At 71.5% G+C, this 15,005-nt stretch carries 12 protein-coding genes; 11 read left to right on the top strand and 1 reads right to left on the bottom strand.

From position 1 onward, the window contains the following. Positions 1-105 precede the first annotated feature (105 nt). On the bottom strand, positions 106-303 hold the full coding sequence (locus ABT297_RS17590) for a hypothetical protein (RefSeq protein WP_350550249.1): 198 nt from the start codon (positions 301-303) through the stop codon (positions 106-108). Positions 304-682: 379 nt separating this feature from the next. Here ABT297_RS17590 and ABT297_RS17595 point away from each other — a divergent pair, with 379 nt between their 5' ends. The 11 genes from ABT297_RS17595 (at position 683) to ABT297_RS17645 (ending at position 14,996) form a co-directional block, all read left to right on the top strand. Next, positions 683-1,981 (top strand): SidA/IucD/PvdA family monooxygenase, encoded by a 1,299-nt coding sequence (locus ABT297_RS17595; RefSeq protein WP_350550251.1) that lies wholly within the window; start codon positions 683-685, stop codon positions 1,979-1,981. Beyond that, positions 1,978-3,342 carry a diaminobutyrate--2-oxoglutarate transaminase family protein gene (locus tag ABT297_RS17600; RefSeq protein WP_350550254.1) on the top strand — a complete coding sequence of 455 codons (1,365 nt, stop codon included), beginning with the start codon at positions 1,978-1,980 and terminating at the stop codon, positions 3,340-3,342. The genes ABT297_RS17595 and ABT297_RS17600 overlap by 4 nt, the downstream gene beginning before the upstream one ends. Before the next feature lies 1 nt (position 3,343). Continuing rightward, positions 3,344-3,688: a cupin domain-containing protein gene (locus ABT297_RS17605; RefSeq protein WP_350550256.1), complete on the top strand. Its 345-nt coding sequence runs from the start codon at positions 3,344-3,346 to the stop codon at positions 3,686-3,688. Further along, a complete protein-coding gene (locus tag ABT297_RS17610; RefSeq protein WP_350550259.1) occupies positions 3,678-4,838 on the top strand; it encodes an NAD(P)/FAD-dependent oxidoreductase in 1,161 nt (386 codons plus the stop codon). The genes ABT297_RS17605 and ABT297_RS17610 overlap by 11 nt, the downstream gene beginning before the upstream one ends. 10 nt (positions 4,839-4,848) lie before the next feature. Further along, positions 4,849-7,059, top strand: a complete 2,211-nt coding sequence (gene epsC / locus ABT297_RS17615; protein WP_350550262.1) for a serine O-acetyltransferase EpsC — start codon at positions 4,849-4,851, stop codon at positions 7,057-7,059. A gap of 24 nt (positions 7,060-7,083) precedes the next feature. Continuing rightward, positions 7,084-8,211 (top strand): hypothetical protein, encoded by a 1,128-nt coding sequence (locus ABT297_RS17620; protein WP_350550265.1) that lies wholly within the window; start codon positions 7,084-7,086, stop codon positions 8,209-8,211. Then, positions 8,150-8,881 (top strand): hypothetical protein, encoded by a 732-nt coding sequence (locus ABT297_RS17625; RefSeq protein WP_350550268.1) that lies wholly within the window; start codon positions 8,150-8,152, stop codon positions 8,879-8,881. Before ABT297_RS17620 ends, ABT297_RS17625 begins: the two co-directional genes overlap by 62 nt. A gap of 9 nt (positions 8,882-8,890) precedes the next feature. Continuing rightward, positions 8,891-12,046, top strand: coding sequence for a non-ribosomal peptide synthetase (locus tag ABT297_RS17630; RefSeq protein WP_350550271.1), 3,156 nt, complete (start codon positions 8,891-8,893; stop codon positions 12,044-12,046). Next, positions 12,043-12,834, top strand: coding sequence for a thioesterase domain-containing protein (locus ABT297_RS17635; RefSeq protein ID WP_350550274.1), 792 nt, complete (start codon positions 12,043-12,045; stop codon positions 12,832-12,834). Before ABT297_RS17630 ends, ABT297_RS17635 begins: the two co-directional genes overlap by 4 nt. 18 nt (positions 12,835-12,852) lie before the next feature. Then, on the top strand, positions 12,853-14,022 hold the full coding sequence (locus ABT297_RS17640; protein ID WP_350550277.1) for a winged helix-turn-helix domain-containing protein: 1,170 nt from the start codon (positions 12,853-12,855) through the stop codon (positions 14,020-14,022). A gap of 272 nt (positions 14,023-14,294) precedes the next feature. Continuing rightward, a complete protein-coding gene (locus ABT297_RS17645) occupies positions 14,295-14,996 on the top strand; it encodes a LuxR C-terminal-related transcriptional regulator (RefSeq protein WP_350550280.1) in 702 nt (233 codons plus the stop codon). Positions 14,997-15,005 lie beyond the last annotated feature (9 nt).

The raw sequence follows: 15,005 nt of genomic DNA on the forward strand, positions 1-15,005 counted from the left end.
CCCCTCTCAAGGAGAATCCACGTCACGACTGTGCGAGCACAACGGCAGCGGACGGTGTGTTCGCCGGCCGCTGCCGTATGCCGTGCTTCGGAGCGCTTTCGATACTCAGCAATAGCCGACGTTCGTGCACTTGCATCCCGTGTGCTCGAAGCAGCAGCGGTACCAGTCGACCCGCGCGCCCTGGACGCAGCACTTGTAGACGCAGGACGGGCCGTCGCAGCTCAGGCAGGCAGCCTGTGCGTCGGCCGAGGGTACGATCCGTTCCAGCACGCGGTCCGCGAGCATCTTGACGGATTTCACCACGATGATTCCTTTCCCTTACCGAAGTTCATCACGGATTCGATGGCCACCTCGTAGCAAGGTTCGAGCTCTGTCCGCCAGACTTATCGATGGCGGTACACGCCCTGTCCACATCTGGTACACACCCGACGCGCCCAAGAACGGAGCTGCCGGACGCCGCAAGCGCATGAGCAACGCGGTCGGATCGGGCGTCAGCGACGCAGGGCGGACTCGGCCGCCACGACCCGGGCGATCTGTCGCCGGGTCGCGCCGGCTGTCCACAGCGAAACGTTCGTCATCCGCAATGTGTTGATGCGGCAACCAACTCGGGTGCGACGACGGTCGGATGGGCGGTGCCTAGCCTGATCGATGTCGGGAAGGTGCGGCAAGAGGACGGTGCACGATGCCCCCGGATCTGGATGTCGTTGGCATCGGCTTCGGCCCTGGCAACATCGCCTTGGCCGTCGCATTCGAGGAGCTCGAACTTGGCCTGAGTGCGCACTTCTTCGAGCGTAACTCCGGTCCGAGCTGGCAGTCGGGCATGCTCCTCGACGGCTCCGACATCCAGCACAACGCGGCTCGCGACCTCGCCCTCCCTCGCAACCCGCGCAGCCGCTACACGTTCTACAACTACCTGTTCGAGCGCGGGCAGCTGTTCGAGTACCTCAACCTGGGCCTGCCGTACCCGTTCCGCAAGGACTACGCCAACTACATCACCTGGGTGGCCGGCGAGTTCGCGGGCCAGGTCACCTACGGTAGCGAGGTACGAGCGGTGCGTGCAGGCGGCGACGGCGGCCGGTTCGTCGAGGTGGAGCTCGCCACCGGCGAGCGGGTTCATGCCCGGGCCGCGGTGGTCGCGCCGGGCCGGCAGCCGCGGATCCCGGCGACCTTCGCCACCGTGGCCGACCCGCGTGTCTTCCACTCGTCGCTCTACCTGCACCGGCTGGACCGGTTTTCGGCGCGGCCGCGACCTACGGTGGCGATCATCGGGGCGAGCCAGTCCGCGGTCGAGCTCGCCCTCGACGTGTCCCGGCGTTGGCCCGCGGCCACGGTCGTGAACATCATCCGCGAGTTCGGCCATCGGCAGAAGGACCTCAGCCCGTTCTCGGGTGAGGTCTACTTTCCCGCGTTCACCGACTACTACTACGACTCCACCGAGCCGGCCAGGCGCGAGCTGGACCGCCAGCTTCGGTACACCAACTACTCGGCCGCCGACCCCGACGTGCTGAACGCGCTCTACGTGCAGATGTATGCCGACCGGCTGGACGGGGTCGAACGGGTCCGGCTGGTCCGCAACACCGCCGTCACGGCGGTCGGTGTGAGCCCGGACGCGGTCCGGCTGGAGCTGACCGAGGTGCATCGCGGCCAGGCGAGCACGCTGGACGCCGATGTCGTCATCCTGGCCACCGGATACCACGACCTCACCGATGCGGCCGGGCCGCAGTTCCTGCCCGGCATCCTCGGCGAGGTCGCCGGTGGCGTGGCCCGCGCTCCCAGCGGCCACGCCCAGGTCGACCGCGACTACCGGCTGCTGCCCGGCGGCGGAGGCTCGCTGCCGCCGATCTATCTCAACGGCCTGTGCGAGACGACGCACGGACTCGGCGACGCGGGATCCTTCAGCCTGCTCTCGGTGCGCTCCGCGACGATCGCCACCAGCATCGCCAAGCAGCTGGCCAACACGCGCGGTGAGGAGGCACCATGACCGTCCCCGCGGTGACGGAACAGGTTCAGCTCGAGATACGCACGCCGATCCCGGGCCCGGGATCCACCCACCTGCTCCGCGAGCAGGAGCGGCTGGAGTCCAATGCCCGGACCTATCCGCGGCGCCTGCCGATCGCCGTCGACCGGGCCTTCGGCCCCTACCTGCGCGACGTCGACGGCAATGTCTTCATCGACTTTCTCAACGGCGCGGGTGCGTTGCCGCTGGGACACACCCACCCCGAGGTGGTCGAGGCGGTCGAGGCGCAGCTGCGCCGGCACGTCCACGGCCTGGACCTGCCGAGTCCGGTGCGCCAGGAGTTCGTCGACGCCCACCTGTCGCTGCTGGCGGAGCCGATGCGCTCCCAGACAAAGATCCACTTTTGCGGTCCGACCGGCGCGAACGCCATCGAGGCGGCGATCAAGCTCTGTAAAGTCCACACTGGACGGTCCGGCATCGTCGCATTTCAGGGTGGCTTCCACGGTTCGACGCACGGCGCCATGTCCGTCAGCGGTCTGGTCGGTCCGAAGAACCAGGTCGGCGCTGCGATGCCCGACACGCACTTCCTGCCGTATTCGTACTGCCGGCGCTGCCCGCTCGGGCTGTCCCCGTCGAGCTGCGACACCAACTGTGCCACCTACCTGAGCAACACCCTGCGCAACGACTTCGGCGGCGTGCCGCGGCCGGCCGCGATCCTGCTCGAACTCGTGCAGGGCGAAGGCGGCGTCATCCCAGCCACGGCCGAGTTCGTCCAGCGGGTCGCCGCGACTGCCGCCGAACGGGACATCCCGCTGATCGTCGATGAGATCCAGACCGGATACGGCCGTACCGGAACCTGGTTCGCCTTCCAGCGCTACGGCATCGAACCCGACGTGGTGGTCGTATCGAAGGCGGTGGGCGGGATCGGCCTGCCGGTCGCCGCGATCCTGTACAACCGGCGGCTGGACTCCTGGGCGCCCGGCACCCACATCGGCACGTTCCGCGGTCATCACCTGGCCTTCGCCGCCAGCGTGGCCACCCTTCGGGTGATGCACCGCGACAACGTCCTGGACAACGTCACCGAGCAGGGCGACTGGATGTTCCGGCAGCTACGCGGCCTCGCCGCTCGGCACGCCGCGATCGCCGACGTGCGGGGGACCGGCCTGATGGTCGGCGTCGAGATCGCCGACCCGGCCACCGGGCAACCCAGCGGAACGCTCGCCGCGGCGGTGCAGGCCGCCGCGCTCTCCCGCGGGCTCATCGTGGAGGTCGGCGGCCAGCACGGCTGCGTCATCCGGATGCTGCCACCGCTCAACGTGAGCCGTGCGGTCGTCGATACCGCCATCGCGATCCTGGACGAGTCACTGGCCGAGCTCGGGAGCTGACATGCTGCGCCACAGCTGGACCAACGACGACATCACGCCCGAACCGGACTACGCCGTGCGTGCCGTGCGCCTCGCCCGGCTCGGCAACGAGCCCTACGAGGGCGGCGCGTGGGTCATCGTCGATCCACACACGACCATGACCGAGCACGTCAATCCGGTGGGCGAAACCGAGATCTTCTACGTCATCGAGGGATCCGGCACCCTCGTTGTCGGCCAGGAGTCCAGCGTGGTCCGGCCGGGCGACAGCGTGCTGATCCCCCCCGGTGAGCGCCACCGGCTGCACAACGACGCCGACACCCCGTTGCGCATGCTCGCCCTGTGGTGGGGGGCCGGCAGTGACGGCTAGTGATGTCACGGTCGTAGGGGGCGGCGTCATCGGTGCCAGCATCGCCTACCACCTGGCCCGTCGCGGCGTCGACGTGACGCTCTTCGACGCCGCCGATCGCACCGCCGGCGCGACCGTCCACTCGGCCGGGCAGATCCGGATGCACCACTCCGACCTGTTCGACTGCCGGCTCGCGGCCTTGTCGCTGCCGACCTATGAACGCTGGGCGCAGCGGATCGGCGGCCACTGCGGCTTCGCGGCGGTCGGCTTCGCGTTCCTGGCCGACGCCGACCGGCGCGCCGAAGTGGCCACCATCGTCGCCGCGTTGACCGGCCTCGGGATCGAGGCCACCGCGATGTCGCCGCAGCGGTACCGGACGCTCGCGCCCGAAGTGAGCCTCGACGGCGTCGGCACGGTGGCGGTGGAGCCACGCAGTGGCTACGCGCATCCGGCCCGCACCACCGAGGCACTGCTGGTCGCCGCCGGCCGCCTCGGCGCCCGGGTGGTGCGCTCCACCGCCGTCACCACGCTGCGACGGCACGGCGCGACGGTGACCGGAGTCCGGACCGCGGCGGGCATCCATCACAGCCCTCGGGTGGTCGTTGCCGCCGGCGTTCACAGTGCCGCCCTCTGCGCCACCGCCGGACCGCAGTTGCGCCTGCGGACCCGCCGCGTGGGCTGGGCGATCGCCGTTGCCGCCCCGCCGGCACACGTCATCATCGACGACACCCTCGGCGTCTACTTCCGGCCGCACGGAACCGATCGCGTGCTCTTCGGGGTCCCGCTCGACGACTGGGACCCGCCCGCACCACACGACCCGGCGCGGCCGGACACCGCCGCGCCGCAGCGGGACCGCATCGACCGGGCCCAGCGCACGGTCGCGCAGCGGCTGCCCGCGCTGCGTGAGGCTCCCATCGCATCCGCGGCTGCCGCGATCGAGGCGTACTCCCCGGACAACCACCCGCTCATCGGCCCGCTGCCCGATCTCGCCGGCGCCTACGTGTGCACCGGATTCAGCGGCGGTGGGTTCAAGGTGGCACCCGCCGTCGGTGAGGCGGTCGCCGATGAGATCGATGCCGGCCACCCGCGCGAGGAGCTGCAGCCCTATCGGCCGGATCGGTTCGAGCGGGGAGCCGCGATCGCTCCCGCCGTCGCCTATCGGCACATGTGAGGTGGGTAGCGTGCGTGGGCGGCTGGCGGAGGACATCGACGTCGTCCTGGCCAAGGATCCGGCGGCGAGGTCCAGAGCGGAAGTCCTGCTCTATCCGCACCTGCACGCCATCTGGCTGCATCGCATCGGGCACTGGCTGTACCGCCACGGCCACCGGCTGCTCGCTCGGGCGGTCGGCCAGTTCGGCAGGCTCGTCTCCGGCGGCATCGAGATCCATCCTGGTGCGCGGGTCGGACGCCGGCTGTTCATCGACCACGGCTGCGGGGTCGTCATCGGGGAGACCGCGGTCGTCGGCGACGACGTCATGCTCTACCACGGCGTGACCCTCGGCTCGGTCGGCTGGGCGGCGGACCGGTCGGCCGGCAGTGGCACCCGGCGCCATCCCGCCGTTGGCGACAACGTCGTACTCGGCGCACGTGCCAGCGTGCTCGGCCCGGTGACCATCGGCGACGGAGCGCGGGTCGGGGCGCACGCCGTCGTGCTGACCGACCTGCCCGCGCAGGCCACCGTCCCGGCCGGCGCCGTGGTCCGCCGCCGGCACACCACCGCCGCATACTTCCCTGTTGCGCCGACCGAAGGGTTGCCTGACATGTCCCGTACGAGCGGACAGGTCCTCATCACCTGCGCGCCACCGAACCCGAACGGCGACCTGCACCTGGGCCACCTCAGCGGACCGTTCCTCGGCGCCGACGTGCTGCGCCGATACCTGTGCGCCCGAGGCGTCACCGCGCACTACGTGAGCTATACCGACGACGAGTCGTGCTACGTGCCGCGCCGGGCCGCGGAGCTGGGCGCGGGGGCGAAGCAGACGGCGCACAAGTTCACCCGGCGCATCGAACAGACCCTGGCGCTGGCCGACATGCTTCCCGACTACTACGCCCACCCGCACCGGGAACCGCGCCACGCCGAGACGGTGCAGGCGCACTTCCTGCGGCTCTACCGGGCCGGCCTGATCGAAGAGCGAGTCATGGCGACGCCGTACTGCGAACACTGCCAGCGCTACCTCTACGAGGCCGATCTGCGCGGGCAGTGCCGGTTCTGCGGGCTGGCCTGCGACGGAACGTACTGCGAGGACTGCGGATTCCCGCAGGATCCCCAGGGCATACGCAACGCCCGCTGCATCCGCTGCTCGGCCACCCCGGTCAGCCGGCCCTCGTCGCGACTCGTGCTCGCGCTGTCCGGCCAAGCCGACGCACTGCGCGGCCTCTACCAGAGGCGGTCCTGGTCGCCGCGGATTCAGAAGCTCTGCGAGGAACTGCTCGAGCTCGGCCTGCCGGACACCCCGATCAGCCGGATCTACGACTACGGCGTCGCGGTCCCGCTCGCCGGTTGGGAAGGCCACGTCCTGGACACCTGGTACAGCGGGATCTACGGCTACATGGCGGCCACCGAAGGACTCGGCGTCGCTCTGGGCGATCCCGGCCTCGCGCAGAACCTCTGGCACGATCCGGAGACCACGCTGGTTCACTTCATCGGCTTTGACTGCGGCTTCTCCCACGCCGTGCTGTGGCCCGCACTCCTGGAGGCCGAGAACGGGCTCGACGGCAGCGATCTGGTCCAGCCCCGCCACATCATCAGCAACGAGTTCTACCAACTGGAGGGCGAGAAGTTCTCCACCAGCCGGGGGCACGCGATCTGGGGCTCGGACTTCCTGCGGTCCAATCCCGCGGACGCTCTTCGCTTCCACCTCTGCCGCACCAATCCGGAGCGCGAACCCACCAACTTCTTCCGCGCCGAGTACGAGCAGTGCTACACCCGCTTCCTCAGCGACCAGCTCGAGGGCTGGGCGGCGACGCTCTTCGAGCGTGTCCGCGCCGGTGGTGGCAGCATTCCCGAGTCCACGCCCTCGCAGTGGCCCGGCGCGGTACGCGAGCTGATCGAGCGGCTGCCCGGCCGGGTCGCCGACGCCCTGGAACCCGCGACGTTCTCGTTGCGCCGGGCGGCGCAGGAAATCGAGAGCGCCGTCGCCGTGGCGAGCAACGATCTGGCACGGTCTCACGGTGACGCGGCACCCGAGCAGCTCGCCGCGCACGCCGAACTGCTGGCGGTGCTCGCCGCGGTTGCGGCACCGCTCATTCCGACCTGGTCGGCACGAGTCTGGTCGCAGCTTCAGCCGAGCGGGACGGCCGGCGCACCGCCGTGGCCCGAGCCCGGCCAGCGGCTGCTCCCGGCCGGCACCGCCCTGACCGCCGCGTACCAGCCGATCTTCGCCGGCCGCTGATCGATGGGCGTTGGGCTCACGCCGATGCCGGTGTTGCGGCTGGCCGCGGCGGTGGTCGGGGTCGCCGGGCTGTTCCTGCCGGCGACGCTGCGGCCGGCGGGCCCGGCCGCGCTCATCGCGTGGTGTTACCACGGTGCCGCCGGTCTGCTGCTGCTGCTCGCGTTGCGCCCGCTGGCGAGCCCGAGCAGCGGCGGTGTCGCGGCCGTCGCCGGCATGGTGTTCGGCGCGCCGGTGCAACGCGCGCTGCGCTGGTGCTACATCGTCGGCGTCACCGCGGGCCAAGCCGTGGTCGCCACGGTGGGTGGGCACCTGGTGGCGGCGGCCGCGTCGGCGCCCTGGGTCCAGTTGCCGGCGACGCTGGTGATCCTGGCCGGCGCCGCCGTCGCCACGGCCGGCGGCTGGCGCGCGCCGGCGTGGGTATCGCCGGCCGGCTTCGCCGCGGTCATCGCCTGCATCCTGGCCGGATCGACCGTCGCGCTCAGCGGCGCCGGCGCGGCGGCGTTCAGCTGGCCGCAGCTGGCGGTGATCGCCGTGTTCGCCTTCGTCGGCTGGGAGAGCGTGCTGCGTCTGGCCGCGCCGCCGGTCTGGGCCGTGGCCGCGGCCGCCGGCGCCGTTGCCGCCATCTACCTGAGCGCGGCCACGCTGCCGCACGACGGTACCGCCGGCCCGGCCGGCCGTGCGCTCATGGCGCTGGCGGCGATCGTCTGCGCCGTCGCCTGCCAGCGCAATGTCGCCATGGTCGCCGATCTCGCCGTTGCCGACCGCGCCGGCGTGGAGGCGACCGCGACCGGTCGAGGCCGCACCCGCGCCGTCGTCGCCGGAGCCTGCGCGCTCGTCGCGGCCGGCGGCGCGGTGCTGATCGGCCAGGAGCGGATCTCCGTCTTCTCGGTCCTGCTCATTCCCGGCGCCATGGGGCTCGCGGTGTTCGTCACCGCGGCGCTCGCCGGGGCCCACGCCGGGCGGGGGTGGGCGCGCGCCTGCGCTCTGCTGGCGGCAGCCGCCTACCTCACGCTCCTACCGTTCGCCGGCTACCCAGCCTGGCTGGCGGTGATCCTGTTCGTCCTCGCGTTCGCGGTATCCGGAGGTCGCCATGCCCTTGTTCTCCCAAGGTTCCTTCGACGCCTTCCGCGCCGTAGCGAACGGTCCGGCTAGTACCCAGTTCGGTGCGACCGGCGAACGCAGCTTCGCCGCGCTGCGCGAACTCACCCGCCAGGTACAGCCCGTACCGGTCACCTTCGTTCGCTCCGCCGCGCCGGTGCGCCTCGAACTGGCCGCGCTGAACCTGCCGGCCAGCAGCCACGGCATGCTCCGCCGGGTGCTGGACCCGGCCGCGAACATCCACGTCCTGGCCTGGTGCTGGGATCTCAGCGGGCGCGCGCCGGTGGTGCTGCCGAACGCGGACAGTGCCGAGGCGAAGCGGTGGCGACTTGATCTCACCGACGGGCGCCGCAGCCTCGGGGAGAGCCTGGTGCTGTGGTCAGACCAGCCGGTCGTGGCCGGCCTGTGCGTGCGCGTCATCGTCTGGGAGGGTGAGCACGCCCGCGTACCGGAGGAGATCGGCGAGGCGATGCGCCACTCCCGTCTCACGGCCGTCCTCACCGGCCTGCCGGACCCGGCCCGCACCACCATCACCTCCGCGATCATGGCCAGGGAGGCCGCCGCCGGCCTCGGCACGGACATCGCTCCGGTGCTGCGCGCGCTCTGCCCCGACTACGTCGACCTGTTCGAGGGCTTCTTCCCGGCCACCAGCGCTCCGGCGGACGCGGAGGAGATCAGCCATCGCGGCGATGATGCCGAGCTCCGCGTCCGCATCAGTGGTTGAGAGGGATCCATGGAACTGAAGCCGCTATCCCGGGCCCAGTACGACGCCTGGCTCGGCCACCACTTCGCCCCCGTGGCGTGGTCGGGCACCGTCACCAGCGTGCGGCGCCTGCGCGCGGCCGTCGATCCGGTGACACTGCGGCCGGCGCTGGCCGCCTTCGTCGAACGGCACGACCGCTTCCGCAGCCGGTTCGTGTCCACTGTGGATGACGTACGGCGCGAGGTCGTGCCCGCGTTCGCGGTGCCCCTCACGGTCGACGACCTGACCGCACTTCCCGCGGCCGAGCGCGAGCACGCGATCGACCGTGCCATCGACCATGAACGGCACATGTCGTTCAACCTCGAGTCAGGCGCGCTGCTGCGGGCCCGGCTGATCCGGTGCGCGCCGGACGAGCAGGTCCTGTGCCTGACCACCCATCGGATCTGCCTCGACCCGCACTCCGTCGACCTCGCCGTCGACGAGCTGCTCGATCTCGCCGTCGGCGGGCCGGGCCGGGGCGAACCGACGCCGGCACCGCCGATCACCGATTCCGGTCTGGCCTTCTGGTCACGGGCCGCGGCCGGCGCGGTGAGGCTGGAGTTGCCCACCGACCGGACCCGGCCCGACCAGCCCTCCGGCGCTGTCGGGCGGACCGGCAGGCGCCTCGGCTCGCGCGCCACCGAGCACGTGCTCACCGCCGCCCTCGTCGTCCTGTCCCGGCACGGCAGCCAGCCCGACGTGACCGTCGGCTACCGCCACGACGTGGCCGAACCGCACACCCTGCCGCACCCGGCGGCCGGATCGCTGCTGCGACTCCGGCTGGGCGACAACCCGACGTTCGCCGAAGCCGTCAACCGGGTCACGGCGGCCTGCCACGCGGCCGCGGAGCATCCACTGCCGACGCTGGACGCGTTGCGCCGAGCGGTGCCGAGCCTGCCCCAACCACCGGCGCGGGTCGCTGTCACCACCGTCGCGGCCGAGCCGCCGGCGAGCCCGCGGCCGGCCCGGATCGACGAGACCGCCGGGAGGGGGCACCCGGTGGCCGGCGCCGAGCTCGAGCTGATCCTCGAGGCGGCAGGCGAGGACACGGTTGTGTCCGCGCTGTTCGACGCCGACATCTTCGACACCGGCCGCATCGAGCGTCTGCTGGGGCACATCGATGTGCTCGCCGCCGCGGCGGCCGGATCCCCCACCGCGGCGGTGTCCGAGTTGGCGATGCTCACCGACAGCGAACAGGCGCAGCTGATGACCGCCTGGCAGGGGCCGGCCGTGGAATATCCGCGGGAGCCGGTGCACGCGCAGATCCGCGAGCACGCTCGCCGCCGGCCGGATTCCATCGCACTGCGCTGCGACGGCCTCACGGTGACCTACGGCGAGCTGGACCGCCGGGCGCAGGCGCTGGCCCGGCGGCTCCGCCGGCTCGGCGTCGGCCGCGACGACATCGTCGCGCTCCTGCTCGACCCCGGCATCGACGCGGTCGTCGCGATGCTCGGCGTCCTGCATGCCGGCGGCGCCTTCGCGGTGCTGGACCCGCAGCACCCGACCCGGCGGCTCGAGTTCATCCTGGCCGACACCGCCGCGCGCGCCGTGATCACCCATGCGGCCCTGGCGGACCGGCTGCCGGCCTCGACCGGCTGGGCCACGCTGACGATGGACACCGACCCGCCGGACCTCGAGGCGGCGGCCGGCACGACAGACCTCGAGCTCGCCGAGCTCGCCGACGAACACGCGCTGGCCTATGTGCTGTACACCTCCGGCTCGACCGGGCAGCCGAAGGGTGCGCTGATCGAACACGGATCGCTGTCCAACTTCGTGCTCTGGCCGCGCTGGCTGTTCGACCTCGGACCGGGCGACCGGATGTTGCAGCACATGACCCTCGTCTTCGACTTCGCCGAGGGAGAGATCTTCACCGCGCTCACCAGCGGTGCCACGCTGGTCATCGCGCCACCGCGATCCCGGTCCTCGCCGGCCGAGCTGGGTGCGCTCATCGCCGACGAGGACATCACCTGCGTGTTCGGCCCCCCGGCCATCCTGAACACGGTGGACGCCACTGCCTGCCCGCACCTGCGCTACATCGTCGTGGGCGGCGACGTGTGCACACCCGAGCTCGTCAATCACTGGAACACGCCCGGCCGGCGGTTCATCAACGGCTACGGGCCCACCGAGGCGACGGTCGGCTGCACAGCGTATGAGTGCGAACACCGGACCTGGACCGCTCAACCGCCGATCGGCCGGCCGATGCCCAACCGCCTTACCTACATCCTCGACCCGGCCGGCCGGCCATGTCCGGTAGGCGTGCCGGGCGAGCTGTTCATCGGTGGGGCCGGCCTGGCCCGCGGCTACCTCAACCGGCCAGGACTCACCGCCGAACGGTTCGTCCCCGACCCGTGGCACTCGGGGCAGCGGCTGTACCGCTCCGGTGACCTGTGCGAATGGACACCGACCGGCCAGATCCGATTCCTCGGCCGCATCGACACCCAGGTCAAGCTGAATGGCCTTCGGGTCGAGCTGGAGGAGATCGAGGCCGCGATCGCCGGCCATCCCGACGTGAGCCAAGCCGCGGTCTCCCTTGTGGACCCGGCAACCGGGCCCCGGCGCCTGGTCGCCCACGTCGTGCCGGCGGCGGAAACCTTCGACGTCGCCGCGCTGCGCGCACACGTGGCCGGCATCGTCCCGGGCAACCTGGTTCCGGCGCACTTCACCCCGATCGATGCGCTGCCGCTGACCGCGGTAGGCAAGATCGACCGCGCGGCCCTGCGGGCGCTGCTGCGAGGCGCCCAGCCGGCCGAGGAGTTCCGGGCTCCACGCACGCCCGTGCAGGCGCTGCTCGCGGCCGTCGTGGCGGAGCTGCTCGCGGCCCACCAGGCGGGACAAGCGCCGGTCGGCATCGACGACGACCTGATCGACGCCGGCTTGCGGTCGCTGGACATCGTGCTCCTCGCCAGGCGCGTCAGCGCGTCCCTCGGTGCGGTGCTGCACCCGCGGGAGGTGCTCGCCGCGCGCACCATCGCCGCCATCGGCGAACTGCTCTCCAGCGCGCGCCCGGCACAGGCGATGCCGGCGCCGGCGGGAACGACCGGGCCGGCGCCGGGCGGTGCACCGGACGCGGCACCGCTGGACCCGCTGGCACTGCTCGAGCGGATCGAGCAGATGGACGACGCCGAGATCGCGCGGGTCATGCGGTGACGGTCGGCATTCCGCCCGATCGCCTGCGGCTGCTGCGGCAGCTGCGCCGGTCGGCATCGCCGGTACCGCCCGGTGTCGTCGATACCACTGTGGTGGTCAAGCCCGACGGCGGCCGGCCGCCGTTGTTTCTCGTACCGGCCGTTTCCGGCTCGCCGTACTCCTACCTCGGCCTGCGCGCCCTGCTGCCGGCCGATCAGCCGGCGATGACCTTCGAGGGTCCGGGGCTGTCCGGCTCGGACCCGCCACCGAGCACTGTCGAGGAGCTCGCGGCGCATTACCTCACCGCGATCCGGCGGCACCGGCCACAGGGGCCGTATCTGCTGGCGGGGTGGTCGTTCGGCGGCACGGTCGCGTTCGAGATGGCGCACCAGCTCACGGCGGCGGGTGCCCGCGTAGCGTTGCTCGCCCTCGTCGACGGTGCCGTGCCGGCAACCTTCGCCAGCCCCGACGAGGACGAGGTCGCGGCGGCCTTCACGCGCGATCTGGCCGGCTACGGCATCACGGCCGACGCCCTCGAACCGGACTTGTGGCAGCGGCGCTTCGAGGTATTCCGGGCCAACATGCGCGCCTATCGGGCCTACCGGGCCCGAGTCTGGCCGGGGCCGGCGGTGCTCATCCGCGGCGCCACGTCGACCGAGCCGACGGCTGGGTGGCACGCGTGGTGCCACGGTCCGGTCGCGGAGTGTGTCGTGCCCGGAGATCACTACTCGATGTGGGAGCCGGCCAATGTGGGCGCTGTGGCGGACGCGTTGAGCGCGGCCGCCCGCACCGCGCTGGCCGGCGGATGACGGCCAGGGGCGGCGCTGATGGGTAACGATCGATTCCCGGGCGCGAGCCTGCCAAGTCTGTCCGCGCGCGAGGCGACCCGGCTGGCGGTGCGGGCCCAGGGCTTCGCCGGCCTGACCGACGCGACGTCAATGCTGGACGCGGTCGGTGCGGTGCAGCTCGACACGATCGCGGTGCTCGCTCGCTCCCACGAGCTCGTCGGGTACTCCCGGCTCGGTCCGGTCGGGCGGGCCGCCGTCGAGCACGCCTACTGGCGCACCGGACGGGCCAGCGCGTTCGAGTACCCGGCACACGCGGCCTGCCTGCTTCCGGCCGCCGCGTGGCCGTATTTCCAGTTTCGCCGGCGCGAGAAGCAGGCGAAGAGCAGCGCGCAGCTGCACGCCGACCCGGTGCTGGCCGAGGTCCGCGCCCGGCTGGCCGATGGACCGGTGACCGTGACCGATCTCGGCGGGGCGAGCGGCGGACCCGGCTGGTTCAACCCATCGCGGGTCAAGGTGCTGGCCGAGTGGCTGTGGGGGACCGGTGAGGTGGTCTGCACGCAGCGGCAGGGCTTCAAGCGCGTCTACGACCTGCCGCACCGCGTCCTGCCCGAGCAGGTGCTGCGGGCCGATCCGGACGACGACGCGTGCCATGACTATCTGGTTCGCGCCGCCGTCCGGGCGATGGGGGTGGCGACCCGGCATGACATCGCCGACTATTACTGGCTTCGCCTGCGGGCGGTCGATCGCGCGCTGCAGCGCAGCGATCTGGTCGCGGTGCGGGTCGAGGGCTGGGACGACGTCGGCTGGACGCAGGCCGCGTCGATCGAGCGGCCGGCCCCGCCGTGCCCGCGCACCACGCTGCTGTCGCCGTTCGACTCGCTGATCTGGACCCGAGACCGGATGCGGCGGCTGTTCGGCGTCGTCGTGCTCCTCGAGGCCTACCGTCCCAAGCACGAGCGCGTCAACGGGTACTTCGCGATGCCGGTGCTGTCCGGGGAACGCATCATCGGCCGGGTGGATCCCGCGCGGGAGGGCAACACCCTGGTGCTGCGCCAGGTGGCCCTCGAGCCGCCGGCAAACGCGCAGCAGGTGGGCCGGCTCGCCGAGGCCGTCCGCGAGGCGGCGCGGTGGGTGGGGTGCACCGCCGTCGCGGTGGAGCGCGCCGAGCCGGCTCAACTTGCCCACCGGCTGACTCGTGCCCTCGGCTAGCGACGTGCGTCCAGCGTTTACCGCGATGACCACCTCGCCGTCGACCCCGGATCCTTAAGCCCGTTATAAAGACAGCTCTGATTTCCTTAAGCCCATTATAAAGACATCTATCGTTCCCGCGCTCGCGTCGCTAGACTCACGCCTCGTTGATCATGTGCACAGGAGGATTGCCATGCCAGTGGACTCTTCGTTAACGAACCCGACTCCGCTCGGTCGGACGTAGCCGCACCGAACGAGGGAGATGGATCGATAAGGGTCGCAGGTCAGACGCTATGCAGAACAACGTTAACCGCTCCGTGCGCCCCGTCCGGGTCGTGGTCTGCGAGAGCGAGCCCCTGGTCCGGGAGGGCCTCAAGTCCAGCCTTCGCGAGGCGAACGTCGAAGTCGTCGCTGAAGTCGAAACGAGCAGCCAGCTGATGCATGAGTCCGTCCGGCACGAGTTCGACGTCGTGCTCATGGGGGTGGCTCAGCCTTTTCCCGAGCGTACTGACCTGGCCGCCATGGCCAGCCGCCTGCGGTGCCAGTTCGTCGTCATGTTGCGGGCCTCGGACCAGGAGGCCTTCATACCCTTCGTCCAGTCCGGTATTCGCGGCTTCGTCGCGAGCCAGACCGCGCCGGCCGACGTGTCGCACGCCGTCCGATCGGTCGCCCGCAACGAGGCGTACCTCTCGCCGGTGCTGGCGCGCCAACTGCTCGACTGGCTCGCCGACCGGCTCAGCCAGCCGACCCGCCAGCCGGACGTACCAACCGCCAAGCTCAGCGAGCGCGAGCAGGAAGTGCTCGCCTTGCTCGGCGTCGGCGCCTCCAACGCGGAGATCTCGCGCAAGCTGCGCATCCAGGAGACGACCGTGCGCAGCCACGTCTATCACATCCTCACCAAGCTGAATCTTCGTAGCCGCACGGAGGCCGTCCTGTACGGGTTCCAGACCGGACTTCGCCAGGCGGGGGAGAATGGGCTCCGCCAGGCCGGATAGGAGGCACGC

The sequence above is a fragment of the Dactylosporangium sp. NPDC000555 genome (genome assembly GCF_040300025.1).
In the GTDB taxonomy this organism is placed as follows: domain Bacteria; phylum Actinomycetota; class Actinomycetes; order Mycobacteriales; family Micromonosporaceae; genus Dactylosporangium.

Bases quoted from the DNA above. Each gene is read 5' to 3' on its own strand.
- ABT297_RS17625 (WP_350550268.1), top strand. From the start codon at position 8,150: ATGCCCTTGTTCTCCCAAGGTTCCTTCGACGCCTTCCGCGCCGTAGCG.
- ABT297_RS17645 (WP_350550280.1), top strand. From the start codon at position 14,295: ATGCAGAACAACGTTAACCGCTCCGTGCGCCCCGTCCGGGTCGTGGTC.
- ABT297_RS17605 (WP_350550256.1), top strand. From the start codon at position 3,344: ATGCTGCGCCACAGCTGGACCAACGACGACATCACGCCCGAACCGGAC.
- ABT297_RS17595 (WP_350550251.1), top strand. From the start codon at position 683: ATGCCCCCGGATCTGGATGTCGTTGGCATCGGCTTCGGCCCTGGCAAC.
- ABT297_RS17630 (WP_350550271.1), top strand. From the start codon at position 8,891: ATGGAACTGAAGCCGCTATCCCGGGCCCAGTACGACGCCTGGCTCGGC.
- ABT297_RS17620 (WP_350550265.1), top strand. From the start codon at position 7,084: ATGCCGGTGTTGCGGCTGGCCGCGGCGGTGGTCGGGGTCGCCGGGCTG.
- ABT297_RS17600 (WP_350550254.1), top strand. From the start codon at position 1,978: ATGACCGTCCCCGCGGTGACGGAACAGGTTCAGCTCGAGATACGCACG.
- ABT297_RS17640 (WP_350550277.1), top strand. From the start codon at position 12,853: ATGGGTAACGATCGATTCCCGGGCGCGAGCCTGCCAAGTCTGTCCGCG.